The sequence below is a fragment of the Pseudomonas sp. P2S-1 genome, from assembly GCF_057197725.1.
This window is the reverse complement of sequence record NZ_CM170068.1, coordinates 5,557,711-5,583,310: the sequence shown is the minus strand read 5'-3', so window position 1 is coordinate 5,583,310 and position 25,600 is coordinate 5,557,711. Positions and strand designations below refer to the sequence as shown.

Genomic DNA, 25,600 nt, shown 5'->3' with positions numbered 1-25,600 from the left:
ATGCGGTCCCTGTGGGAGCTGGCTTGCCAGCGATAGGGCCCTCAAGACAAACGAAAACGCCCCGGGACCTCTCGGCCCCGGGGCGTTTTCGTTAACCGTCGGTGCTTATTGCACGTAGGTCATCAGCACTTCGGCAGGCGAACGGGTATCCACCGACATCATCACGCTCAGGGCGGTGATGGTGAGGATGGAGAAGGCGAACACCTTGCGCGCCCAGAGGCGATCATCAGCCACCTTGTTGCCGTTCCAGGCCATGTACAGCCAGTACAGGCCCATGACCGCCGCGACGGCCAGGTAGCTCAGGCCGGCGTAGCCGCCAGCGGTGAGCATCAGGGTCGCGACCAGGAAGGCAACGATGTACCAGATGATCTGCTTCTTCGCCGCGGCCACGCCACGGGCGACCGGCAGGACCGGAATCGACGCGGCGCGATAGTCGTTGAAGCGGAAGATCGCGATCGCATACGAGTGCGGCATCTGCCACAGGCTGAACATCACCAGCAGGGTCAGCGCAGCCAGGTCGAAGGTGCCGCTCACGGCGCAGTAGCCGATCACCGGAGGCATGGCACCGGACAGGCTGCCTACCAGGGTGCCGTGCACCGATTTGCGCTTCAGGTACAGGCTGTAGAAACCAACGTAGATGATGAAGCCGATCAGGCCGAACAAGGCCGCCAAAGCGTTGGCCTTGAAGAACAGCAGGCCCAGGCCGGTCACCCCGAGCAGGGTGGCGTAGGCCAGGGCTACCGGCGACGAGATCGCGCCTTGCACCATCGCGCGGTTCTTGGTGCGCTCCATCTTGATGTCGATGTCGCGGTCGATCCAGTTGTTGAAGACACAACCGGATGCCACCACCAGCGAAGTACCGATCACCGTGGCGAGGAACAGCAAGAAATCGACATGCCCTGCCGCGGCGAGGAAGAAACCGCCCGCCACGGACAACACGTTACCGAAGATGATTCCCGGTTTGGTGATCTGGATAAAGTGTTTCAGGGACATGCCGTGTTACCTCACTTCGCCATCATGCTGGTGTGGATGCTGAACATGATCCACAGCGACAGACCGACCAGCAGTGCAATTACCAATGCAGTGAACAGGAACGACGTCACGCTGGAGCGTGCCGCTTTCGAGCTGTCCAGGTGCAGGAAGTAGTACAGGTGCACCACGATCTGGATCACTGCGAAGGCAACGATGATCAGCAGGGTCATGTCTTTCGGCAGGGTCGGGTTCATGACCAGGGCGAAAGGAATGACGGTCAGGATCACCGACAGGATGAAGCCGATGGCATACGACTTGACGCTGCCGTGGTTGGCTTCGTCGTGGCCGTGGTTGTTTGCGTTAGCCATTTACAGAACCCCCATCAGGTACACGACGGTGAACACGCAGATCCAGACCACGTCCAGGAAGTGCCAGAACAGGCTCAGGCAGCTCATGCGGGTCTTGTGGGTGGTGGTGATACCGTCCTTGTTGATCTGGTACATCATGATCGCCATCCAGATCAGACCTGCGGTCACGTGCAGACCGTGGGTACCGACCAGGGCGAAGAAGCCGGACAGGAAGCCGCTGCGGCTAGGACCGAAGCCTTCGCTGATCAGCAGGTGGAACTCGTTGACTTCCATGCCGATGAAGCCGGCACCCAGCAGCCAGGTGACGGCCAGCCAGCCCAGCACGCCGCCCTTGTTGCCCTTGTACATCTGCAGCATGGCGAAGCCGAAGGTGATACTGGAGAACAGCAGCAGCGCGGTTTCGACCAGTACGTAGTTCAGTTCGAAGATGTCATGACCCGACGGGCCGCCGGCAAAGTTGCCGGACAGCACCGCGTAGGTCGCGAAGATCGACGCAAACAGGATGCAGTCGGTCATCAGGTACAGCCAGAAACCGAAGACGGTCATCTCGCTGGAGTCGTGGTGGTGATCGTCATGCCCATGGTCGTGACCATGAGCATCTGCGTTGATTACATGACTGGACATTGATTAAACCCGCTCAAACGATTCGACACGTGCACCGTGAGGCGCACCAGTGGCCAGACCCAGGTTCTTCATGCGCTCACCTTCGATGCGCGCCACTTCCTCGGCCGGAACCATGTAGCCCTGGTCGTCACGCGCGGCGTGGCGAACGAAGACTGCAACGGTGGCGAACAGGCTGACGCCAACCAGCCACCAGATGTGCCAGATGAAGGCAAAGCCGAAAATGGTCAGGAACAGGCCCATGAACACACCGGTAGAGGTGTTGTTCGGCATGTGGATCGCTTCGTACTTGGCCGGAACCTTGTACGCAACGCCCGCTTCCTTGGCTTCGTGCCAGGCATCCAGGCCGACTTTCTCAGGCATGGTGGCGAAGTTGTAGAACGCAGGTGGCGACGAAGTCGACCATTCCAGGGTACGGCCGCCCCATGGGTCGCCGGTGACGTCCATGTTGTCCTTGCGGTCGCGGATCGACACGTACAGCTGGATCAGCTGGCAAGCGATACCGAACAGGATCAGCACGGCGCCGACCACGGCTACGTACAGGTACGGTTCCCAGGCAGGGTTGTCCGAGTGGTTCAGACGACGGGTCATGCCCATGAAGCCCAGCGCGTACAGCGGCATGAAGGCCACGTAGAAGCCGGAGATCCAGAACCAGAAGGCAGCCTTGCCCCACTTCTCGTTCAGGGTGAAGCCGAAGGCTTTCGGGAACCAGAAGGCGAAGCCCGCGATGTAGCCGAATACCGCACCGCCGATGATCACGTTGTGGAAGTGCGCGATCACGAACAGGCTGTTGTGCAGCACGAAGTCAGCACCTGGAACGGCCAGCAGAACGCCGGTCATGCCACCGATGGAGAAGGTGACCATGAAGCCCAGGGTCCAGAGTACTGGCGCGGTGAAGCGCAGGCGGCCCTGGTAGATGGTGAACAGCCAGTTGAACAGTTTTACCCCGGTCGGGATCGAAATCAGCATCGTTGCCAGACCGAAGAAGGTGTTGACGCTGGCGCCAGAACCCATGGTGAAGAAGTGGTGCAGCCATACCGCAAAGCCCAGTACCGCGATCGCGCCCGATGCGTAGATCATCGAGTGGTGACCGAACAGGCGCTTGCCGGTGAAGGTCGAGGTAACTTCCGAGAACACGCCGAACGCCGGCAGGATCAGGATGTAAACCTCAGGGTGACCCCAGGCCCAGAACAGGTTGACGTACATCATCGGGTTCCCACCAAGCTCGTTGGTGAAGATGTGGAAGTCCAGATAACGGTCAACGGTCAGCAGAGCCAGTGCAGCGGTCAGGATCGGGAACGAAGCCACGATCAGGACGTTCGCCCAGGTGCAGGTCCAGGTGAAGATCGGCATGTCCATCAGTTTCATGCCAGGAGCGCGCATTTTCAGCACGGTCACCAGGAAGTTCACACCGGTCAGCGTTGTACCCAGACCCGACAGCTGGAGTGCCCAGATGTAGTAGTCAACCCCGACACCAGGGCTGTACTGGATACCCGACAGCGGCGGGTACGCAACCCAGCCGGTCTTGGCGAACTCGCCGACGCCCAGGGAGATGTTGACCAGCGCAACGCCGGACACCAGCAGCCAGAAGCTCAGGGAGTTGAGGAACGGGAAGGCCACGTCACGGGCGCCGATCTGCAGCGGCAGCGCCAGGTTCATCAGGCCGGTGAAGAATGGCATCGCCATGAAGATGATCATGATCACACCGTGGGCGGTGAAGATCTGGTCATAGTGTTCAGGCGGCAGGTAGCCCTCGGCGCCACCGGTGGCGGCCGCGAGCTGGGTACGCATCATGATCGCGTCGGCGAAGCCGCGGATCAGCATCAGCATGGCGACGATGATGTACATCACGCCGATTTTCTTGTGGTCGACCGAGGTCAGCCACTCGGACCAGAGGTAGGTCCACTTCTTGAAATAGGTGATTGCCGCGAACAGCGCGATACCGCCGAGCGCGATCATGGCAAGCGTCACCATGACTATCGGCTCGTGGTACGGGACCGCGTCCAGACTTAATTTACCGAACATCTCTTACTCCTCTGCCCCAGCAGCTGAATGCATACTCACGTCCATCCCTTCGGTACCGGTAGTGACCGCTGCCTCTTTGTGCTCGGCCTTCTCGTGTACCACCGGCTTGCCGCGGTTCATGCCTTCGTACTTGTCGACGATGGTCTGGAACTGGTCGGCCGGCGCCACGCTGTACAGCGTGACCGGGTTGTTTTCGCTCGCTTTGGCCAACGCCTCGTACTCAGCCTTGTCCAGCTGCTTCGGCGATTGCTTGACTTCGTTCACCCACGCCTCGAAATCGGCCTGGGAGGTGGCGACTGCCTTGAACTTCATACCGGTGAAGCCGGCACCGCTGTAGTTCGCCGAGATACCGTCGAACTCGCCGTTCTCGTTGGCGATCAGGTGCAGCTTGGTGGTCATGCCGGCCATCGCGTAGATCTGGCCGCCCAGTGCAGGGATGAAGAACGAGTTCATCACGGCGTCGGAGGTCACGCGGAAGTTGACCGGAGTGTTGGCCGGGAAGACGATCTTGTTGACGGTGGCAATGCCTTGTTCCGGGTAGATGAACAGCCACTTCCAGTCCAGGGCGACCACGTCGATCTGCACCGGCTTCACGTCGGAAACCAGCGGACGATACGGGTCCAGCTCATGGGTGGTTTTGTAGGTGACCACGCCCAGGGCGATGATGATCAGGACCGGGATGGTCCAGATCGCCACTTCGATCTTGGTCGAGTGCGACCAGTCCGGGGTGTACTTGGCAGCCTTGTTGGAAGCGCGGTACTTCCAGGCGAACGCCAGGGTCATGCAGATGACCGGAACGACCACCAGCAGCATCAGGCCGAAGGCGATCAGGATAAGGTTCTTTTGCTCAATGCCGACCTGACCCTTCGGGTCGAGCAGGGTCCAGTTGCACCCACTGAGTAAAAGCATGCCTAAAAAGGGCAGAATGCCAAACAGTCTGGGGTAACGCTTTTTACTCATCTCACGACCTCTAGATCAGCTTGCTTCAATGCAATTTGTGTTTTGGTCGCCAACACTTCTTCCTGCCTGGTGTCAGCATTTACGGGCGAATAAGGCCATACCTTGAGGAGCGACGCTGCTCGGCATAAACCTTGGGTGGTGCGTGGTTATTGTTCTGACTTCGTGGGCAACAGGCCTGTATTTCAGACCAAGTCCATTTGGTGCGGAAAATCACGGAGGGGAGTCAGCCCGGCATCGCCGCAGGCGATGCTCGTCGAAGTCAGCAAGAAAGGCTGCGGGGCCTTTGAAACTGCGACTTGCAAGCAGTGCCGAACGGAAATTGGGGGCGATTGTAGATAGGTCGCCCCCCCTTGACTATGACTTATTGAGCAACAGTCTTTTACAGGAAGTGTAATAATCCGAGCTTAAAAGCCAGCTTCGCGACAGTTTGTCGCACCCGCTGCAATAGCTCTGAAACGCCCGTCCCACAAGGGCTGCGGGTTGACGCAAGTCAATCGCCCTGTGCGCACTGTGGGAAATTTCACAGCACAAGGGACTTGCGTCAAAACATGACTTTTGTCTAACCCCGGCGGCGGTTGCGCCAGATGCCCAGCGGCACCAGGACAGCGGTCAGGACGAAGGCTACAAGTGCCCATTGTGCAAGGGAAAGTCCCAATACAGGTGGGTATGGTGTGGAGCAGAAGCCGTCGACCTGGAACACCAGCGGCAGCACCGAAGCCAGGGGCAGGCCGTCGACGATCGGTTGCAGGGTATCGATGCCGCAACTGACGGACGGATTGGCAAGAATATAGGCGTGGTTGCCAGCAGCGGCGACGCCGCCGAGGGCGCTGAGCACCACCAGGCCTTCGAACACCGTTACGCTGCGCTTGCCCGGCATGGCTGCGCCGATGAAGGCGAACAGGGCGATCAGCAGCAGCGCATAGCGTTGCAGGATGCACAACGGGCAGGGCGCCTCGCCAAGGACGATCTGCATATAGAGTGCACCGCCGATCAGCGCCAGACAGATCACGCCCAGCAGGACCAGGAAGCGCCGTTCCCGATTCAGGCGCTGCGTTTGCTCATTCATTGCCATTCCCTTCACGTTGATTGGATCGACTCGCGGCCACGCGAAAGCCGCGGGGCGCACAAGATGACGGTGCGCCGGCGGAAAGTCTACAGGCAGACGAGGGGTAGAAAGTGAAGTCGGCGTGAAAAACGCGGGCGCAGGGTGGGAGTGAAGAGGAAGGGGATTAACAGGGAATTAATGTGTTGAAGCTGAGGGCCCTATCGCTGGCAAGCCAGCTCCCACAGGGTCAACACAGACCTTAAGCCTTGTGCAGTACCTGTGGGAGCTGGCTTGCCAGCGATGAGGCCCTTGAGATCACTCCAGAGCAGCAGCCGGCCCGAAGAACTCATAGCGGCTCTGCCCTTCCGGCACCCGCAGCGCTTTCAGGTGGCGCTTCACCGCCGCCATGAAGCCTTTAGGCCCGAGGAAGTACGCATCCAGGTCGCGCTCGACCGGCAACCACTGCTCCAGCTGATCCTGGCTCAACAGCCCCAGCGCATCCCCCGGCAGGCTCACGCCGTCATCCTCGTCATAGCAATAGAAGCGCTTGAGCTGCGGATTACGCGCCGCCAGGGCATCCACATGCTCACGGAAGGCATGCACCCCGCCGTTGCGCGCGCAATGAATGAAGTGGACCTGCCGCCCGCTTTCCAGGGCCTTGTCGAGCATAGCCAGGGTCGGGGTGATGCCGACGCCGCCACTGATCAGCACCAGCGGCTTGTCGCCGGCCGCCAGGGTGAAGTCCCCGGCCGGCGGGAACAGGTTGATGCGGTCGCCGACCTTGAACTGGTCATGCAGGTAGTTGGAGACCTTGCCCTGCGCCTCGCGCTTGACGCTGATGCGGTACAGGCGCCCGTCGCCCAGGGTCGACAGCGAATAGTTGCGGCGCTGCTCGACCCCATCGATCACCAGTTGCAGACCGATGTACTGCCCCGGCTCGGCCACCAGCACCGGCTGGCCATCCACCGGGGCGAAATAGAAGGAGACGATCTCGGCGCTCTCTTCGACGCGCTCCACCAGGGTGAAGGCCCGCGCACCGCGCCAGCCGCCCTTGGCCTCTTCCTTCTGCTGATACATACCCTCTTCGGCACCGATCAGGATATCCGCCAACTGCTGATAAGCCGCGCCCCAGGCCTTGAGCACTTCAGGGGTGGCGATTTCGCTGCCGAGCACTTCCTCGATGGCGCGCAGCAGGCACGCGCCGACGATCGGGTAGTGCTCCGGAAGAATCTGCAGGGCCACATGCTTGTTGACGATCTGCCCGACCAGCCCGCCCAGTTGCTCCAACTGGTCGATATGCCGGGCGTACATCAGCACGCCGTTGGCCAGGGCCCGAGGCTGGTCGCCGCAGGCCTGGTGCGCCTGATTGAACAGCGGACGCACCTCGGGGTACTCGCTGAGCATCATCTTGTAGAAATGGGTGGTCAGGGCTTCACCACCGCTTTCCAGCAGCGGAACGGTGGCCTTGATGATTGCACGGTCTTCGGCGGTCAACATGAAACGACTCCTGAGCCTGATGGGCTTCTGGTTAAACACTGACAGGGGTGTATTCAGAATCCATGCCAAGGATTAAACCCAATGAAACCGGGCACTTGAAGACACTACGAGTCAAATTGACACGAAACCTGCTAGAGTCATAACGACCACAAGGAGTCATTATGACCTCGAAACCGCTACTCACCGCCCTCCTCCCGCTGGTCAGCGACCTGTCCCGCGAGCTGCCCGAGCACGAGCGCTACCGTCGCCTGCTCGGTGCCATGCGTGCGCTGCTGCCCTGCGATGCCGCAGCGTTGCTGCGCCTGGACGGCGAATGGCTGGTGCCATTGGCGGTAGACGGGCTCAGCGCCGATACCCTCGGCCGGCGCTTCCGGGTCAGCGAGCATCCGCGCTTCGCCGCCATCCTCAGCCGCAGCGATCCGACCCGCTTCGCCAGCGACAGCGAGCTGCCCGACCCTTACGATGGCCTGGTCGAGGGCCTGCACCAGCAACTGGAAGTGCACGACTGCATGGGCTGTCCGCTGTTCGTGGACGAACGCCCCTGGGGCCTGCTGACCCTCGACGCGCTGGAGCCGGAAAGCTTCCAGCAGGCCGAACTGGATTCCCTGCAAGCCTTCGCCAGCCTTGCCGCCGCCACGGTCAACGTGGCCCAGCGCATCGAAGGCCTGACCCTGCGCGCCGAGGTCTACCGCCAGGCCAGCGACCAGCAGGCCAAGGAGCTGATCGGCCAGAGCAAGGCGCACAAGCGCTTGCTGGAAGAGATCCGCCTGGTCGGCGGCAGCGACCTGACCGTGCTGATCACCGGGGAAACCGGGGTCGGCAAGGAACTGGTGGCCCAGGCCATCCACCAGGCCTCGCCCCGCGCCGACAAGCCGCTGATCAGCCTCAACTGCGCGGCACTGCCCGACACTCTGGTGGAAAGCGAGCTGTTCGGCCATGTACGCGGGGCCTTCACCGGCGCGGTGGGCGAGCGCCGCGGCAAGTTCGAGCTGGCCAATGGCGGCACGCTGTTCCTCGATGAAGTGGGCGAGCTGTCCCTGGTGGTCCAGGCCAAGCTGCTGCGGGTGTTACAGAGCGGCCAGTTGCAGCGCCTCGGCTCGGACCAGGAACACCGCGTCGATGTGCGCCTGATCGCCGCCACCAACCGTGATCTTGCCGAGGAAGTCCGAGCCGGTCGTTACCGGGCCGACTTCTACCACCGCCTCAGCGTCTACCCGCTGCCGGTGCCTGCCTTGCGCGAGCGTGGCCGCGACGTGTTGCTGCTGGCCGGCTATTTCCTCGAACAGAACCGCTCGCGCATGGGCCTCAACAGCCTGCGCCTGAGCGCCGAGGCCCAGGCGGCGCTGCTGGCCTACGACTGGCCGGGGAATGTGCGGGAGCTGGAACACCTGATCGGGCGCTCGGCGCTCAAGGCCCTGGGGCAACACCATGATCGTCCGAGGATCCTGACCCTCGACGCGCCGGACCTGGACCTGCCCGGTGTCACTGCCCCGGCCAGCGCGCCGGCAAAGCCCGCTACTCTCCCCGAAAACGGCGGCGACCTGCGCCAGGCCCTCGACCACTACCAGCGCCAACTGATCGGCCAATGCCTGGAGCGCCACCAGCACAACTGGGCCAGCGCCGCCCGCGAACTGGGCCTGGACCGTGCCAACCTCGCACGGCTGGCACGCCGCCTTGGCCTGCGCTGATTTACGGATATGCTAAAGGGCTGCGTGCCGGGGTCGATAACCCGGCACAAGCTTCTGAATTCTCATCTACGCACGAAGGTTTCTATGTTCTCGCAAAAAGCCCGCGCGGACTCGCTGTCGCTGCTGCTCTTCACCTTGCGCAGCGGCAAGCTGATGGCGATCAACCTGCTCAAGGTCAGCGAGATCATTCCCTGTCCGCCCTTGACCCGCCTGCCCGAAGCCCATCCCCACGTCAAAGGCGTGGCGACCCTGCGGGGCAACTCGCTGCCGGTGATCGACCTGTCCCGGGCCATCGGCGAACGACCGCTGGCCGACCCCAATGGCGGCTGCCTGATCGTCACCGATATCAGCCGCTCCAAGCAGGGCCTGCATGTCCAGGCGGTGGCGCGCATCGTCCACTGCAAGAGCACCGACATCCGTCCGCCGCCCTACGGTTCGGGGGAAAAGTCGTTCATCACCGGGGTCACCCGGATCGACGACACCCTGGTCCAGGTGCTGGATATCGAAAAAGTCATCCACACTATCGCCCCGGTGCATCACCAGGACGCGCCGTCGCAGCTCAGCGAAGAGGACGCGACCATCCTCAAGGCAACCAACATACTGGTGGTGGATGACAGCCAGGTTGCCTTGCAGCAGTCGATCTACACCCTGCGCGGGCTGGGCCTGGAGTGCCACACGGCGCGCAGTGCCAAGGACGCGATCGCGGTGCTGCTCGACCTGCAGGGCACCGACCAGGAAATCGACGTGGTGGTCTCGGATATCGAGATGTCGGAGATGGATGGGTACGCGTTCACCCGCACCCTGCGCGAGACGCCGGACTTCCAGCATCTTTATGTGCTGCTGCATACCTCGCTGGACAGTGCGATGAACAGTGAAAAGGCCAAGGCGGCGGGAGCGAATGCGGTGTTGACCAAGTTTTCTTCGCCGGAGTTGACGGACTGTTTGATCGTGGCGGCGCGGACTGTGGCCTTCACCGAGAGATAATTTTTTGCTGCTGATGGCCTCATCGCTGGCAAGCCAGCTCCCACAGGGTCCGTGTGCGCCGCTGGACCTGTGGGAGCTGGCTTGCCAGCGATGAGGCCCGAAAGAACAATACAAAGAAGATCAGGCATACTCCGGCACTCAGCCCCAGAGGAGCCACTTCCCCATGAAAGCGCCCATCCTCACCCTGCTTCTGCTCGCCCCCCTCGCCCACGCCTCCAGCGACCAGGCCTGGGCCGAGCACGACAAGCAACTGCTGCGCGCCTGCACCGCGGCCAGCCAGCTCAAGGACGTCCGCGCCCTGGGCAAGAGCGCCGAGTTCGATGACCGCAGCGGCTATTCCGCCCTGCTCCTGCAAGGCCGCTACCCGCAAAAACACATGAACAACCGCAAGGGCACCGAACTGTGCCTCTACGACCGGCGCCAGAAGAACGCCTACGTCACTGAATGGACCCCGGGCAAACCGTGAACGACGCTTCCGACACCACCCACTTCCATTGCACCGGCTGCGGCCGCTGCTGCACCGGGCACCATGTCCCCCTGACCCTGGGCGAAGCCCGGTCCTGGGTCGACGACGGCGGCCAGGTCATCGTCCTGGTCGAAGCCTTCCTCGCCAACGGCCTCGGCCTGCCGCCGGAACAGCAGGACCACGCCCGTCGCCGCTCCTGCGCCGTGCCCTGCGGCGACACCGAAGCCTACGTCGCGATCACCTTCGCCGCCTTCAACCCGGGCCCGTGCCGCAACCTCGACGCCGAGCTGCGCTGCCTGATCTACGAGCGCCGACCACTGGTCTGTCGCATCTATCCGATGGAGATCAACCCGCATATCCCGCTGCGCCCGCAGGCCAAGGACTGCCCGCCGGAAGCCTGGGACAGCGGCGAGGCGCTGATTCACCGCGAGCGCGTGGTGGACCCGAAACTGATGGAACTGATCGAGCAATCACGCCAGGCCGACCGCGACGATATCCGCAACAAGGCCCTGGTCTGCCAGCGCCTGGGCATCGACACCAGCGCACTCAAAGGCAACGGCTTCACCGCCTATCTGCCGGACACGGGCGCGCTGCGACAGGCCATGCTGGAAACGGCCGCCGACCCGCAAGCGCTGCTCGCCGCGTGGGTTCTGCATGTGGAAGATGGCGACCTTGCCGGAAAACTGGACTCGGCAGGGGCCAGGGTCACCGGCACGAGCGCCGGGCACTACAGCTTCATCGGGTTCTGATCCGCCGCGCTACTGGCGCCGGCACCAGAACTCTTCGGCCAGGCGGCGCAGGTCTTCGGCCAGGCCGGCCACGTCGCTGGCGGTGGAATGCCCGCGCTGGCCGGCCGTGACGCTTTGCTCGCTGGCCTCGCGGATACTGATGATATTGCGGTTGATGTCTTCGCTGACCAGGCTCTGTTGCTCCACCGCCGAGGCGATCTGCAGGCTCATCTCGCTGATCTGGTTGACCCGCTGGCTGATGCCGTGCAGCGCCTGGGTCGCATGCTGGGCCTGCTCGACGCTCTGCCCGGCGTGATCGCTGCTCTGCTGCATGGCCTGCACCGCATCGCGGGCGCCGTTCTGCAGCATGGTGATCATGCGCTGGATCTCCCCGGTGGATTGCGCGGTGCGCTGGGCCAGGCCGCGTACCTCGTCGGCCACCACGGCAAAACCACGGCCGTGATCCCCCGCCCGCGCTGCCTCGATCGCCGCATTCAGCGCCAGCAGGTTGGTCTGCTCGGCGATGCTGTGGATAACTTCCAGCACCCCGGAAATTTCCTCGCTGTGGTTTTCCAGGGTGTGGACAACGTCGGTGGCCTCGGCCAGGGCATTGGCCAGTTGCAGGATGGTGGTACGGCTCTGGTCCACCAGTTGATGCCCGACCTGGGTCTCGCCTTCGGCCTGGTCCGCCGCCTTCGAAGCCTGCTGTGCGCTGCTCGCCACTTCCGCCACCCGCGCCGCCATGCGGTTGATCGCTTCGGCGACCTGGTCGGCATCGCCCTGCTGGCCGAGGGTGGTGGTGTGGCTGTGTTGCAGGTGGCTGGCCAGGTCGGCGGTGTGCCCGGCAAGGCGCCTGGAGGTGTCGCCGATGCGCCCGACCACCGCACCGATCTGCGCTTCAAGCATCTGCAAGGCAAATTCGATCTGCCCCACGGTATCCCGGCGACCGGTGTACAGGCGCTGGCTCAGCGGGTTGTCGGCGATATCGCGCACGCGCCGGCCGAGGCGCTCCAGGGGGCTCAGGGTACGCTGGATCATCAACGCGCCGAGCCCGACGGCGACGGCCCACTGCGCCACGCCGAGGTAAGGCAGGTCCGGCAGCAGCAGGCGGCTACCCATGACCAGCGCGAGCAAACCACCCAGACCCAGGCCCAGACGGGTGCCCATGCCCAGTACCGGCAGGCGCTCCAGCAAACTGCGCTGGCCGCTGCGCAGCTCGGCGTAATGCTGCTCCGCTGCCTCGACCTGCGCCCGCGTCGGCTTGGTCCGCACCGATTGGTATTCCACGGTCTGGCCATGACTGGTGATCGGCGAAACGAAGGCACTCACCCAGTAGTGATCACCGTTCTTGCAACGGTTCTTCACCAACCCCATCCACGAACGTCCCTTCTTCAGGGTCTGCCACATGTGCTCGAACGCCGCCGGTGGCATGTCCGGGTGGCGCACGATATGGTGCGCGCTGCCGATCAGCTCCTCGCGGGAAAACCCGCTGATGCGGATGAATTCGTCATTGGCGTAGGTGATTGCACTCGTCAGATCCGTGGTGGAAAGAATGTTCGCATCCACGGGGTAATCCACGTTTCGACCGGTCACAGGCAGATTGCTCTTCATCGAGAGGCGCTCGTCGTTCGGGTGGGGTTATAAAGCAGGGCGGAAATACTACGTTTGACCCCTTGCCGGAACCTTGACCCAGAGCAGCATTAAGGCCAATCGCCATCACCGCTCATCGATAATGATTCGCACCTGACAGCCGTGACAGCTAGCCGTCACGGTGCTGACCGGGTCTGTTCTATATAAGGGTAGGAAGCCCTTCTCCCTTCACTTCTGTCGGCGCCTTTGACGCATGCGAATCTCCAGCCCCCGAACGCTGCTTGTCCTCCTGGCCATCGTCCTGCTGGCGGGTGGCGCCTGGTTCGTCAACAAACGCCCGCAAGCCGCACGCCCGGTGACCTCCAGCGCCATCCCGGTCAGCGTGATCGCCGTGCAGCGCGAGGACGTCCCGCGGTTTCTCAGCGCCATCGGCACCGTGCAATCGCTGCATAGCGTGGTGATCCGCCCGCAGGTGGAAGGCGTGCTGACGAAGATCGCCGTGCAGGAAGGCCAGGACGTGAAAAAAGGCGACCTGCTCGCCACCCTGGATGACCGCGCCATCCGCGCCAGCCTCGACCAGGCCCGGGCCCAGCTCGGGCAGAGCCAGGCGCAAATACAGGTGGCGGAAACCGACCTCAAGCGCTATCGCCTGCTCAGCGAAGACAATGGCATCTCGCGGCAGACCCTCGACCAGCAACAGGCCCTGGTCAACCAGTTGAAGGCGACGCTGCTCGGCAACCAGGCGAATATCGCCGCTGCCGAAGTTCAGCTCTCTTATACCCGGATCCTTTCGCCGGTCAGCGGCCGGGTCGGCATCCGCAATGTCGACGAAGGCAACCTGGTGCGCACCACCGACACCCAGGGCCTGTTCAGCGTGACCCGCCTCGATCCGATCAACGTGGAATTCTCGGTGCCGCAGAACTGGCTGCCGACCCTGCAGCAACTCACCGCCAGCCGCGAGGCGGCGCCGATCCACGCCTACCTGGAAGGCGACGGCGATACCGGCGGCCAGCTGCTCGGCGAAGGCCGCCTGAGCCTGATCGACAACCAGATCGCCGCCGGCACCGGCACCCTGCGCGCCAAGGCCACCTTCAACAACCCGGATGCACGCCTGTGGCCCGGCCAGTTGGTGACCCTGCGGGTGCAGACCGGCATCGAGCGCGATGCCCTGGTGGTGCCGCCCGGCGTGGTGCGCCAGGGCGTGGACAAGCACTTCGTCTACCGCATCGCCGGCGACAAGGCCGAGGCGGTACCGGTCAAGGTGGTTTACCAGGACAGCAAGCTCAATGTGATCACCGGCGTCGAAGCCAATGACCGCCTCGTCGCCGACGGCCAGTCGCGGCTCAAGCCCGGCTCCACCGTGGAAATCCTCGAGGCAAAACCGGTGGCCAGCGACGTCGCCCGCAGCGAAGCGAGCGTGCAGCCATGAACGCGGCCCTGCCCAATGGTCGCGGTGGTCTGTTCGGCTGGTGCATCGACCGCCCCGTCGCCACCCTGCTGCTGACCTTCGCCCTGGTCCTGCTCGGGGTCGTGGCCTTCCCGCGCCTGCCGGTGGCACCGCTGCCGGAAGCCGACTTCCCGACCATCCAGGTCACGGCCACGCTCCCGGGTGCCAGCCCGGAAACCATGGCATCGTCGGTCGCCACACCGCTGGAGGTGCAGTTCAGCGCCATCCCCGGCATGACCCAGATGACCTCCAGCAGTGCCCTCGGCTCCACCAGCCTGATCCTGCAGTTCACCCTCGACAAGAACATCGACACCGCCGCCCAGGAAGTCCAGGCGGCGATCAACACCGCCACCGCCCGGCTGCCTCAGGACATGCCGAGCCCGCCGACCTGGCGCAAGGTCAACCCGGCCGACAGCCCGGTGCTGATCCTCACGGTCAGCTCCGAGCACATGCCGGCCAACGAACTCAGCGACTACGCGGAAACTCTGCTGGCCCGGCAACTGAGCCAGATCGACGGGGTCGGCCTGGTCAATATCACCGGCCAGCAGCGCCCGGCGATCCGCGTCCAGGCCCAGCCCGACAGGCTCGCCGCCCTCGGCCTGACCCTCGCCGACCTGCGCCTGGCGATCCAGCAGACCAGCCTCAACCTGGCCAAGGGCGCGTTGTACGGCGAGAGCAGCGTGTCCACCCTGGCGACCAACGACCAGTTGTTCCATCCCGAGCAGTACGCGCAACTGATCGTCTCCTACCGCGACGGTGCGCCGGTGCAGCTCAAGGACGTGGCCAAGGTCATCAGTGGCTCGGAGAACGCCTACGTCCAGGCCTGGTCCGGCGACCAGCAGGGCCTCAACCTGGTGATCTTCCGCCAGCCGGGGGCGAATATCGTCGATACCGTGGACCGGGTGAACGCCGAACTGCCGCGCCTGGAAGAAATGCTCCCGGCCACGGTCAACGTCTCGGTGCTGCAGGACCGCACACAGACCATCCGCGCCTCGCTGCATGAAGTGGAACTGACACTGGCCATCGCCGTGCTGCTGGTGATCGCGGTGATGGCGCTGTTCCTGCGCCAATGGTCGGCGACCCTGATCGTCTCGGCGGTGCTTGGCGTCTCGCTGGTGGCCAGCTTCGCCTTCATGTACGTGATGGGCTTCAGCCTGAACAACCTGACCCTGGTGGCGATCGTCATCGCCGTGGGCTTCGTGGTGGACGACGCGATCGTCGTGGTGGAGAACATCCACCGCCATCTGGAGGCGGGAGACAGCCGTCGCGAGGCGGCGATGAAAGGCGCGCGGGAGATCGGCTTTACCGTGGTCTCGATCAGCTTCTCCCTGGTGGCGGCCTTTATTCCGCTGCTGTTCATGGGCGGCGTGGTCGGCCGGCTGTTCAAGGAATTCGCCCTGACCGCCACCTCGACCATCCTGATCTCGGTGCTGGTGTCCCTGACCCTGGCCCCGACCCTGTGTGCCCTGTTCATGAACGCCCCGGCCCACGACAAGGAGAAGAAGCCCGGCCTCGGCGAGCGCCTGGTCGCCGCCTACGAACGCCTGCTGGACAAGGCCCTGGCCCACCAGCGCCTGATGCTTGGGGTGTTCTTCCTCAGTACCGCGCTGGCGGTGGTCGGTTATGTGCTGATCCCCAAAGGCTTCTTCCCGGTGCAGGACACCGGGTTCGTCCTCGGCACCAGCGAAGCGGCGGCGGATGTGTCGTACCCGGACATGGTCGCCAAGCACCAGACCCTGGCCGAAGTCATCGAAGCCGACCCGGCGGTACGCGCCTTCTCCCATTCGGTGGGGGTCACCGGCAGCAACCAGACCATCGCCAACGGGCGCTTCTGGATTGCCCTCAAGGACCGCGGCGACCGCGACGTCTCCGCCAGCGAGTTCATCGACCGCCTGCGGCCGAAGCTGGCGAAGATCCCCGGCGTGGTCCTGTACCTGCGCGCCGGCCAGGACATCAACCTCAGTTCCGGCCCCAGCCGCAGCCAGTACCAATATGTGCTCAAGAGCAACGACGGCCCGGCGCTGAACCTGTGGACCGAACGCCTGACCGAGCGGCTCAAGGCCAACCCGGCGTTCCGCGACCTGTCCAATGACTTGCAACTGGGCGCCAGCGTCACCCGCATCGAGATCGACCGCAAGGCTGCGGCGCGCTTCGGCCTGACCACCAGTGATGTCGACCAGGCGCTCTATGACGCCTTCGGCCAGCGGCAGATCAGCGAGTTCCAGACCGAGACCAACCAGTACAAGGTCATCCTCGAACTGGACGCGCGCCAGCGCGGCCGCGCGGAAAGCCTCAACTACTTCTACCTGCGCTCGCCGCTGACCGGTGAAATGGTCCCGCTGGCCGCCGTGGCGAAGGTCGAGGCACCGAGCACCGGCCCGCTGTCCATCGCCCACGACGGGCTGTTCCCGGCGGCCAACCTGTCCTTCAACCTGGCGCCGGGCGTGGCCCTCGGCGATGCCGTCAGCATCCTCGAACGAACCCAGCGCGAGCTGGGCATGCCGGCCTCCATCAGCGGCACCTTCCAGGGTGCGGCCCAGGCCTTCCAGAGTTCGCTGTCGAGCCAGCCATGGTTGATCCTCGCCGCGCTGGTGGCGGTGTACATCATCCTCGGCGTGCTCTACGAGAGCTTCGTCCACCCGCTGACCATCATCTCCACCCTGCCCCCGGCCGGACTGGGCGCGCTGGCCCTGCTCTGGCTCTGGGGCCAGGACTTCACCATCATGGGCCTGATCGGCGTGGTGCTGCTGATCGGCATCGTCAAGAAGAACGGCATCCTGCTGATCGACTTCGCCCTGGATGCCCAGCGCAACCAAGGCATGAGCCCGGAGGAAGCCATCCACAAGGCCTGCCTGACCCGTTTCCGGCCAATCATCATGACCACCCTCGCCGCCCTGCTCGGCGCCGTACCGCTGATGCTCGGCGCCGGGGCCGGGGCCGAGCTGCGCCAGCCGCTGGGGATTGCCGTGGTCGGCGGGCTGCTGGTCAGCCAGGCCCTGACGCTGTTCACCACGCCGGTCATATACTTGGCCCTTGAGCGCCTGTTCCACCGCCGCCAGCGCCCTGCCCCGGCGCCCCGGCCGCTTGCCCACTGAGAGCCGACCATGCGCGTGCTGATTATCGAAGACGAAGAAAAAACCGCCGACTACCTGCACCGCGGCCTCACCGAGCAGGGCTTTACCGTGGACCTGGCGCGGGACGGCATCGAGGGCCTGCACCTGGCGCTGGAGGGTGATTACTCGGTGATCGTCCTCGACGTGATGCTCCCGGGCCTCGACGGCTATGGCGTGCTCCGCGCCCTGCGCGCACGCAAGCAGACCCCGGTGATCATGCTCACCGCCCGCGAGCGGGTCGAGGACCGCATCCATGGCCTGCGCGAAGGTGCCGACGACTACCTGGGCAAGCCGTTTTCCTTCCTCGAACTGGTCGCTCGCTTGCAGGCCCTGACCCGGCGCAGCGGCGGGCACGAGCCGGTGCAGATCCAGGTCGCCGACCTCTGGGTCGACCTGATCAGCCGCAAGGCCAGCCGCGCCGGGCAGCGCCTGGACCTGACCGCCAAGGAGTTCTCCCTGCTCAGCGTGCTGGCGCGCCGGCAGGGTGAGATCCTCTCGAAGACGGCGATTGCCGAGCTGGTCTGGGATATCAATTTCGACAGCGACGCGAATGTCGTCGAAGTGGCGATCAAGCGCCTGCGGGCCAAGCTCGACGGACCGTTCGAAAGCAAGCTGCTGCACACCATCCGGGGAATGGGCTATGTCCTGGAAAACCGTGCGAACTAACTCCCTGGCCCTGCGCCTGAGCGCCCTGTTCACCGGGGTCGCGGCGCTGGTGTTCCTGCTGATCGGCTGGGCCCTGTACAAACAGGTGGACCGCAGCCTCGACCTGCTGCCCTCGGCGGAACTGGAGGCGCGCTACAGCGTGCTGGAATCCTCACTGACGCGCTTCGGCAACCAGGAGCACTGGGGCAAGGTCACGCGCAAGCTCGACCTGCTCGGCGAGGAAGACCGGCGTATCCGTTTCTGGGTGGTGAGTAGCGACAGCCGTTATGAATACGGCCATCCCGATGCGGCGATCCGGCATATCGCCGAAGGCCCGCCGGGGATGCGTGACGTGCGCCTGGGCGACAGTCCCTATCCGTTCAAGATCATGCTCAGCGAGTTGCCGGCCCTGGAAGAACGCCCGCCGCTGCGCTTTCTGATCGGCATCGACACCGACACCTTCTGGAACACCCAGCGCACTTTGCTCATCGCCTTGATCAGCCTGGCGGTGGTCGGCGTACTGCTGGCCTCGGCGCTGGGCTACTGGGCGGCGCGGATCGGCTTGCGGCCGCTGCGCCAGCTCTCCGACGAAGCCCAGCAACTGGCACCACCGCGGCTCAGCGGGCGGCTACGGGTCTCGGCGCTGCCGCCGGAGCTGGAGCAGTTCGCCCAAGCCTTCAATGCCACGCTGGAGCGGGTCGACCTTTCGTGGTCGCGGCTGGAAGCCTTCAATGCCGATGTCGCACACGAACTGCGCTCGCCGCTGACCAACCTGATCGGCCAGACCCAGGTCGCCCTGACCCGCGGGCGCAGCGCCGAGCATTACTTCGAAGTGCTGCAGTCCAACCTGGAAGAGCTGGAGCGGTTGCGCAGCATCATCAACGACATGCTCTTCCTCGCCAGCGCCGACCAGGGCAGCAAGGCCACGGCGCTGATCAGTACTTCGCTGGCCGAGGAAGTGGCGACCACCCTCGATTACCTCGACTTCATCCTCGAGGACGCCCAGGTGCGGGTCGAGGTCAGCGGGGATGCCCAGGCGCGGATCGAGAAGGCGCACCTGCGCCGGGCGCTGATCAACCTGCTGAACAATGCGGTGCAGCACACCCGGCCGCAGGAAGTGATCCGGGTGAACATCGACCGCGCCGACGGGCAGATCCGCGTTGCCGTGAGCAATCCCGGGCCTGCGATCGGCGACGAGCACCTGGCGCGGTTGTTCGAGCGTTTCTATCGGGTAGATGCGGCGCGCAGCAACAGTGGGGGTGGCAATCACGGGCTGGGGCTGGCCATCGTCAAGGCGATTGCAGTGATGCATGGCGGTAGTGTGTTCGTGCGTAGCCAGGCCGGGGCCAATACCTTCGGGATTCTTCTGCCCGCTTGAGGCCCTATCGCTGGCAAGCCAGCTCCCACAGGTTCAGCGGTGCACGTGATACCTGTGGGAGCTGGCTTGCCAGCGATGAGGCCCTCACTAACACCAAACCCCTCTAATCCGGCCCTTTCAACCTACTATTACTTAAACAGCAACAGTCCATCTCCAAAACCCGTCTTTTTCGTTCGTTTGCTAACGATTATTTTGAACACACCAAACAGATACTTGCTCTGCAAGAAGGTTGTTCAAATGTCCAACAGCATGGGTATTGCCAGCGTTTTCGTCCTGTCCTCCGTCCTGCTTTCGCCCCTGGCGATGGCCGAAGAATCCCAGGCGTTCGTCGCCCAGACCGCCCGCCACCAGGCTGCCATGGCGCAGTCCCGCGAGGCCTTCGCCAAACAGCAGCAGGACGCCAGCAAAGGCTCGGAACAGACCGCATCCAAGGCGAACCCGAATGACGCCAGCGACAGCTGATCGTCAGCACTGCCCTCTCGTTTTTCCCTCGACTTTCGCGCGGGTGACTTTTGTCCCGCTGCGTCTGTCATTGAAAGCCGCTGCCTGTCAGCGGCTTTTTTTTGCCTGGTGAAAAGTACCGGAATACGGCCGGATCCCGATAAGAAAAACACCTGCATCCAGAATAAAAACTGCCGCCAAAACCACCTCAAGGAGTTCATCAAGGTGATCAAGACCCCACGTTTTACCCCGTTATTTCTTGCACTGGCTGCAACGATGCCGTTGCACGCCCAGGCTGAAGACGACAAGCCCGAAGGCTTCATCGAAGGCGCCAGCCTCGATGTGCTGGCGCGCAACTTCTATGTAAACCGCAACCAGTTGCTGCCCGACGTGCGCGACAACCGCGAATGGGGCCAGGGCTTCATCGGCAAGTTCGAGTCGGGTTTCACCCAGGGCACCGTCGGCTTCGGCCTCGACGCCTACGCCATGCTTGGCCTGAAGCTGGACGGCGGTGGCGGCACCGCGGGTTCCAGCATCCTGCCGATCAACAGCCCGAGCAAAGCCGGTTATGACTACGGCAAGGCCCCGGGCGAGTTCTCCAGTGCCGGCGCCTCGATCAAGGTGCGTGCCTTCGACACCGTGCTGCGCGCCGGTGACCTGTTCCTCAGCAACCCGGTGATCGCCGGTGGCGAAAGCCGCATGCTGCCGCAGACCTTCCGCGGCTTCAGCCTGACCAACACCAGCTTCGACGACCTGATGCTCGAAGCCGGCCAGGCCAGCTTCACCAAGCCGTACAACCAGAGCGGCCACCGGCGCATCGACACCTTCTACGGCAGCCTCGCCGACGACCGCGACAGCCGCCACCTGAACTGGGCCGGCGCCGCCTGGACCCCGCTGGAAAGCCTGAGCAGCAACCTGTATGCCTCCGAGCTGAAGGACATCTGGAACCAGTACTACTTCGACCTCGACTACACCTGGCAGCTCAACGACCTGGTCAGCCTCAACCCGGGCCTGCACTACTACCACACCCAGGACACCGGAGACGCCCTGCTCGGGCATATCGACAACAACACCTACAGCCTGCACTTCACGGTGAATGTCGGTTACCACGCGGTCACCGCGGTGTACCAGCGGGTCAACGGCAACACCCCGTTCGACTACATCAACCAGGGCGACAGCGTGTTCCTCGACAACTCGCAGATCTACTCGGACTTCAACGGACCGAACGAGCGTTCGTGGAAGCTCAAGTACGACTATGACTTCGCCGGGGTTGGCGTGCCGGGGCTGACCACGTCGGTTTCGTACTCCAAGGGTGAGCTGGACCTGACCAAGGTCGATCCGACCGGGACCGGGTATGGCCATTGGTACAGTGAAGACGGCAAGAACGCCCAGCACTGGGAGCGCGACGTGGATGTGGCCTACACCGTCCAGGAAAGCACCCTCAAGGACCTCACCGTGCGCCTGCGCTGGGCCGCGCACCGGGGTAGCCAGGGGTATTCGGCGGTGGACAACGATGTCGATGAATACCGGCTAATTGTCGAGTATCCCGTGAATATCTTCTGATTCATCGCCAGGGCTGATGGCCTCATCGCTGGCAAGCCAGCTCCCACAGGCACCGCATAACCCTGTGGGAGCTGGCTTGCCAGCGATGAGGCCATCAGTCCCAACACAAGACCAACAGCCATACATCAGCCCTCACCACTAAATTCTTGTCCTACAATCCCCACCCCACCTAGAATACCCGCCGCCGCACGGGCGCATCGCGCGGCGAACCATGGAAATCCTTTACCCGCACCGTCCCCCGGAACAGTCCAGCCTGTTGCCGGCGCACGGCCTTATCCGTTTTCCGGCCCAACCGACGCCCAGGCATCGCGACCATGAACGCGCACACCCCGCCCCCGCGCTCCGGCCTGTACCGGAAGCATCCGGAGCTGCTCCTGAATCTGGGCAGTTGTCTGGCCGTGGGGGCGATCATCGCCATCGTCACCTTCCTGCTGATGCGCGAGCGGATGAACGTCGAGCAGACCGCGGTGCGCTCGGCCGGCAATATCGTCAAACTGATCGAGACCGACATCATCCGCAATGTCGAGCTTTACGACCTGTCCCTGCAAAGCCTGATCTGGGCCGTGCAACACCCGGAACTGCTGGGCATCCCCGCCCATATGCGCCAGCAGGTGCTGTTCAACCAGGCCTTCAGCAGCCCGATGCGTGGCGACATCCTCTGGCTCGACCGCGACGGCAACGTGGTCGCCGACTCCGCCAGCACCCAACCGCGCTCGGCCAACTTCGCCGACACCGCGATCTTCCAGGAACACAAGCGCAATCCCGCCTTGGGCCTGGTCATCAGCCCGCCGTTCAAGGCCCGGCTCGGCGACCTGGACTGGTGCATCAGCTTCAGCCGGCGCATCGACGACGCCGACGGCAACTTCGCCGGGGTGGCCGGCGGCGCCTTGCGCCTGTCACATTTCAACGACATGTTCAAGCGCCTCGATGTCGGTAGCGACAGCGCCATCAACCTGATGAACGTCGAAGGGCAGTTGCTGGCCCGTCATGCCACGGGCCAAAGCGTGCGTCCCAACGAGCAGATCGGTGACAGCTTCGCCAACCGGCCGAACTTCAAGCGCCTGCTGTCCGAAGGAAGCGGCAGTTTCATCAGTGCTTCCGGGGATGACGGCAAGCTGCGCCTGTACACCTTCGCCCGGGTGCAGGACCTGCCGCTGGTCCTGGTCGTGACCCAGTCGGTGAACGAGGTGTACAGCGCCTGGAAGCGCACCGCGATCCTGGTCAGCACGGCGACGGCGGTGCTCTGCGTGGGCATTCTCTGGCTGACCCTGCTGCTCGGCCGCGAGCTGAAGCGCCGCCGCAGTGCCGAGCGCAGCCTGGAAGAACTGGCCGCCACCGACAGCCTCACCGGCCTGGCCAACCGCCGGCAACTGGACCAGGTATTGCGCCGGGAATGGGCGCGGGCGCAGCGGACCCAGCGGCCGATCGTGGTGTTGATGATCGATGTGGATCATTTCCGCGGCTTCAACGAGCGACATGGGCATCATGGTGGCGACGAGGCGTTGCGGCGGGTGGCCGGGGCGATTGACGACAGCCTGCTGCGGCCGACCGATCTGGCGGCGCGCTATGGCGGCGAAGAATTCGTGGCGGTGCTGCCGGATACCGATCTGGCCGGTGCGCTGATCCTGGCCGAGCGGATTCGCCAGGGTGTCGAGGCGTTGCCGGCTTACGGCGGGGATGAGCGGCCGGTGACGGTCAGTATCGGGATCGGGGTGTATGAGCCAGGTAGCTCGATGGGGCTGGGAGAGTTGATGGCCAAGGCGGATGCGGCGTTGTATCGGGCCAAGGGGAATGGGCGCAATCGTGTAGAAGCCCCGATTTAAGTAGTGACTGGACTGGCCTCATCGCTGGCAAGCCAGCTCCCACACGGTCCCTGTGGGAGCTGGCTTGCCAGCGATGAGGCCATCAGCAACAGCAAAAATGCCCCGCCGAAACGGGGCATTTTTCATCAGGACTGAGCACGAGCGCTGTTGCGCAGCACTTTCACCTGGTCATGGTTGCGCTGCACCCCGTGGTACTGACGCTCCACCAGGCTGTACGCCGCCGACGCCGGGGCAACCTTGGCCAGCTTCTCCAGCGCTTCCTTGTAGGCCTTCAGCGCATGGTCTTCACCACGCTCCGCTTCGTTCAGCACCGCCTCGTCGTCCTTGCCGGTAACCATCGCCTTCAGGTCCACCCAACGGCGATGCAGGTCACCGCTCAGGCTGGTGGAGGTTTCCGGATCACCGCCCAGGCTGCGCACATGCTGCTGCAGCTCGGCCGCCGCACTGGCGCAGTCGCCGGAGCGCTGCAGGAAGTAGGTTTTCAGATCGGCACGCTTCACGTCCTCGGCACAGGTAGCGAAGCCCTTTTCGCCGTCCTTGCTGAATTCGATCAGGTCGTTCAGGACGGAAATCACTTCTTTGTTGGTGTCGGTCATGGCACAGCTCCTTTTGCATGAGGGAAGTTGCAAGGGATATCGCAGGCTTCATGCCAGCTCGACCGAACACATAAAAATCTTAAATATCAATTACTTATAAAAATACAACGAATCTGTATGCTCGCTTTCTGCATGATCTGTCCTTTGGCCTTCATGCAGATTGCCTGTATCGTCCAGCCATTCGTCAGCCTTTCCTGCAAGCCCGTCCTATGAATCCCGAAGCCCTCGTCCTGCTGGTCACCCGTGAAATGCCATTCGGTAAATACCAGGGCCGGCTGATCGCCGACCTGCCCGGCAACTACCTCAACTGGTTCGCCCGCCAGGGCTTCCCCAAGGGTGAACTGGGCAGCCTGCTGGCGCTGATGCACGAGGTCGATCACAACGGCCTGTCGGACCTGCTCGAACCGCTGCGCAAGAAATATCCCCGCCCCTGATAAAGCGAGACGCCCATGATCCCGTTGCCTGCATCCGAGTCCTCCCTCCTGGCCCGCGATGAGGGCTACTGGCGGGATATCGCCGCGAAGTACGACGTCGAGCCCGGGCCGATCAACCTGGAATACGGCTACTTCGGGCGCATGACCCGCAGCGTCAGCCAGGCCTACCAAGGCCATATCGAAGCGATCAACCGCTGCAACTCGCTGCCGGTGCGCCAGCATTTCGAGCAGATCGGCAGCGTGCAGGTCCGCGATGCCGTGGCAGGTCTGCTGCGGGTCCCGCCGCGCAGCGTGGCGATCACCCAGAGCGCGTCCGCCTCGCTGCAGGCGATCATCCGCAACTACAACCGCCTGCAACCGGGCGACGAGTTGCTGGTCAGTGACCTGGAATACGACAGCGTGCAAAACGCCATGGGCTGGCTGTCCCGCCACCGCGGCTTGAAACTGATCAACCTGGCGCTGCCGCACCCGGCGACTTTCGACACTATCATCGAAAGCTACCGTGATGCCTTCGTGCGCAACCCGCGCATCCGCCTGATGGCGCTGACGTACGTGAATCACCATACCGGGCTGGTCATGCCCGTTGAAGGCATCGCCCGGGTGGCCCGTGAGCATGGGGTGGAAGTGATCCTCGATGGCGCCCACGCCCTCGGCCAGATCGATTTCGACCTCGAACAGCTGGGCATCGAACTGGCCGGCTTCAACCTGCAGAAATGGATCGGCGCACCGCTGAGCCTGGGCGTGCTGTATATCGCGCCGGGCAAGATCGACGCGGTGGACGCGGACATGGGCGAGTTGCGTTATCCACAGGACGATATCCGCTCGCGGGCGCCGTACGGCACGCCGAACGTTCCGGCGTGGCTGACCCTGCCGACGGTGATCGAGGAACACCAGGCCATGGGTGGGTCGGCGGTGAAAGGCGCGCGGCTGAACTACCTGCGGGACCTGTGGGCACGGCCGGCGCGGGAAATCGAAGGGATCGAGGTGCTGACCCCGGATGATCCGCGGTTGTATTGCGGGATCACCTCGTTCCGCTTTACCCGACATCAGGATCAGGTGGCGATGGCGCAGCGGTTGTTGCGGGAGTTCGGGTTGTTCACGGTGGCGCGGGAGGGGTCGGCTTGCGGGCCTTGCATCCGGGTTACGCCGGGGTTTGTGACGACGCCGGAGGAGGTTGGGTTGTTGGTGAGGGCTTTGGAGAAACTGGCCTGATTGT

General features: G+C 63.6%; 21 protein-coding genes and 2 pseudogenes. 13 read left to right on the top strand and 10 right to left on the bottom strand.

What is annotated here, in order from left to right:
• Positions 1–105: 105 nt before the first annotated feature.
• From cyoE to hmpA, 7 genes are all read right to left on the bottom strand, one after another.
• Positions 106–993, bottom strand: coding sequence for a heme o synthase (gene cyoE, locus AC2CQI_RS25025; protein ID WP_484578214.1), 888 nt, complete (start codon positions 991–993; stop codon positions 106–108).
• 11 nt (positions 994–1,004) lie between these two features.
• Positions 1,005–1,340, bottom strand: coding sequence for a cytochrome o ubiquinol oxidase subunit IV (gene cyoD, locus AC2CQI_RS25020; protein ID WP_075801173.1), 336 nt, complete (start codon positions 1,338–1,340; stop codon positions 1,005–1,007).
• A complete protein-coding gene (gene cyoC / locus AC2CQI_RS25015; protein ID WP_484578213.1) occupies positions 1,341–1,964 on the bottom strand; it encodes a cytochrome o ubiquinol oxidase subunit III in 624 nt (207 codons plus the stop codon).
• A 3-nt stretch (positions 1,965–1,967) separates the two neighbouring features.
• The gene (gene cyoB / locus AC2CQI_RS25010) at positions 1,968–3,986 is read right to left on the bottom strand and encodes a cytochrome o ubiquinol oxidase subunit I (protein ID WP_484578212.1); all 2,019 of its coding nucleotides are present in this window, start codon (positions 3,984–3,986) and stop codon (positions 1,968–1,970) included.
• 3 nt (positions 3,987–3,989) lie between these two features.
• Positions 3,990–4,946, bottom strand: coding sequence for a ubiquinol oxidase subunit II (gene cyoA / locus AC2CQI_RS25005; protein ID WP_075801176.1), 957 nt, complete (start codon positions 4,944–4,946; stop codon positions 3,990–3,992).
• Positions 4,947–5,505: 559 nt separating this feature from the next.
• Positions 5,506–6,012 carry a disulfide bond formation protein B gene (locus AC2CQI_RS25000; RefSeq protein ID WP_484578211.1) on the bottom strand — a complete coding sequence of 169 codons (507 nt, stop codon included), beginning with the start codon at positions 6,010–6,012 and terminating at the stop codon, positions 5,506–5,508.
• Between the two features lie 294 nt (positions 6,013–6,306).
• The gene (gene hmpA / locus AC2CQI_RS24995; protein ID WP_484578210.1) at positions 6,307–7,488 is read right to left on the bottom strand and encodes an NO-inducible flavohemoprotein; all 1,182 of its coding nucleotides are present in this window, start codon (positions 7,486–7,488) and stop codon (positions 6,307–6,309) included.
• Between the two features lie 161 nt (positions 7,489–7,649).
• Between hmpA and norR the strand changes: the two genes are divergently transcribed.
• The 4 genes from norR (at position 7,650) to AC2CQI_RS24975 (ending at position 11,375) form a co-directional block, all read left to right on the top strand.
• Positions 7,650–9,176, top strand: a complete 1,527-nt coding sequence (gene norR, locus AC2CQI_RS24990) for a nitric oxide reductase transcriptional regulator NorR (protein WP_484578209.1) — start codon at positions 7,650–7,652, stop codon at positions 9,174–9,176.
• 84 nt (positions 9,177–9,260) lie between these two features.
• The gene (locus AC2CQI_RS24985) at positions 9,261–10,160 is read left to right on the top strand and encodes a chemotaxis protein (RefSeq protein ID WP_075801180.1); all 900 of its coding nucleotides are present in this window, start codon (positions 9,261–9,263) and stop codon (positions 10,158–10,160) included.
• A gap of 163 nt (positions 10,161–10,323) precedes the next feature.
• The gene (locus AC2CQI_RS24980) at positions 10,324–10,626 is read left to right on the top strand and encodes a hypothetical protein (protein ID WP_075801181.1); all 303 of its coding nucleotides are present in this window, start codon (positions 10,324–10,326) and stop codon (positions 10,624–10,626) included.
• Positions 10,605–11,375: a YkgJ family cysteine cluster protein gene (locus AC2CQI_RS24975; protein ID WP_484578208.1), complete on the top strand. Its 771-nt coding sequence runs from the start codon at positions 10,605–10,607 to the stop codon at positions 11,373–11,375. Before AC2CQI_RS24980 ends, AC2CQI_RS24975 begins: the two co-directional genes overlap by 22 nt.
• Before the next feature lie 9 nt (positions 11,376–11,384).
• Here AC2CQI_RS24975 and AC2CQI_RS24970 read toward each other — a convergent pair.
• Positions 11,385–12,371: pseudogene (locus AC2CQI_RS24970) on the bottom strand (methyl-accepting chemotaxis protein); the annotation flags it as partial.
• Positions 12,372–12,683: 312 nt separating this feature from the next.
• A pseudogene (locus tag AC2CQI_RS24965) lies at positions 12,684–12,965 on the bottom strand (PAS domain-containing protein); the annotation flags it as partial.
• A gap of 232 nt (positions 12,966–13,197) precedes the next feature.
• Between AC2CQI_RS24965 and AC2CQI_RS24960 the strand changes: the two are divergent.
• From AC2CQI_RS24960 to AC2CQI_RS24930, 7 genes are all read left to right on the top strand, one after another.
• Positions 13,198–14,373 (top strand): efflux RND transporter periplasmic adaptor subunit, encoded by a 1,176-nt coding sequence (locus AC2CQI_RS24960; RefSeq protein WP_484578207.1) that lies wholly within the window; start codon positions 13,198–13,200, stop codon positions 14,371–14,373.
• Entirely contained in the window at positions 14,370–17,486 is a 3,117-nt protein-coding gene (locus tag AC2CQI_RS24955; RefSeq protein WP_484578206.1) for a multidrug efflux RND transporter permease subunit, read from the top strand. The genes AC2CQI_RS24960 and AC2CQI_RS24955 overlap by 4 nt, the downstream gene beginning before the upstream one ends.
• A 9-nt stretch (positions 17,487–17,495) precedes the next feature.
• Positions 17,496–18,170 (top strand): heavy metal response regulator transcription factor, encoded by a 675-nt coding sequence (locus AC2CQI_RS24950; protein WP_075801186.1) that lies wholly within the window; start codon positions 17,496–17,498, stop codon positions 18,168–18,170.
• Positions 18,145–19,527, top strand: coding sequence for a heavy metal sensor histidine kinase (locus tag AC2CQI_RS24945; protein ID WP_484578205.1), 1,383 nt, complete (start codon positions 18,145–18,147; stop codon positions 19,525–19,527). Before AC2CQI_RS24950 ends, AC2CQI_RS24945 begins: the two co-directional genes overlap by 26 nt.
• Before the next feature lie 237 nt (positions 19,528–19,764).
• Positions 19,765–19,989, top strand: a complete 225-nt coding sequence (locus tag AC2CQI_RS24940; RefSeq protein WP_484578204.1) for a hypothetical protein — start codon at positions 19,765–19,767, stop codon at positions 19,987–19,989.
• Between the two features lie 207 nt (positions 19,990–20,196).
• A complete protein-coding gene (locus AC2CQI_RS24935) occupies positions 20,197–21,531 on the top strand; it encodes an OprD family porin (RefSeq protein ID WP_484580664.1) in 1,335 nt (444 codons plus the stop codon).
• 314 nt (positions 21,532–21,845) lie between these two features.
• Complete coding sequence (locus AC2CQI_RS24930) at positions 21,846–23,354, top strand: sensor domain-containing diguanylate cyclase (protein WP_484578203.1); 1,509 nt, start codon at positions 21,846–21,848, stop codon at positions 23,352–23,354.
• A 125-nt stretch (positions 23,355–23,479) separates the two neighbouring features.
• Here AC2CQI_RS24930 and AC2CQI_RS24925 read toward each other — a convergent pair whose 3' ends face one another.
• On the bottom strand, positions 23,480–23,950 hold the full coding sequence (locus tag AC2CQI_RS24925) for a ferritin-like domain-containing protein (protein ID WP_075801190.1): 471 nt from the start codon (positions 23,948–23,950) through the stop codon (positions 23,480–23,482).
• A 209-nt stretch (positions 23,951–24,159) separates the two neighbouring features.
• Between AC2CQI_RS24925 and AC2CQI_RS24920 the strand changes: the two genes are divergently transcribed.
• Positions 24,160–24,384, top strand: a complete 225-nt coding sequence (locus AC2CQI_RS24920) for a DUF3820 family protein (RefSeq protein WP_484578202.1) — start codon at positions 24,160–24,162, stop codon at positions 24,382–24,384.
• A gap of 15 nt (positions 24,385–24,399) precedes the next feature.
• Positions 24,400–25,596 carry an aminotransferase class V-fold PLP-dependent enzyme gene (locus AC2CQI_RS24915; protein WP_484578201.1) on the top strand — a complete coding sequence of 399 codons (1,197 nt, stop codon included), beginning with the start codon at positions 24,400–24,402 and terminating at the stop codon, positions 25,594–25,596.
• Positions 25,597–25,600 lie beyond the last annotated feature (4 nt).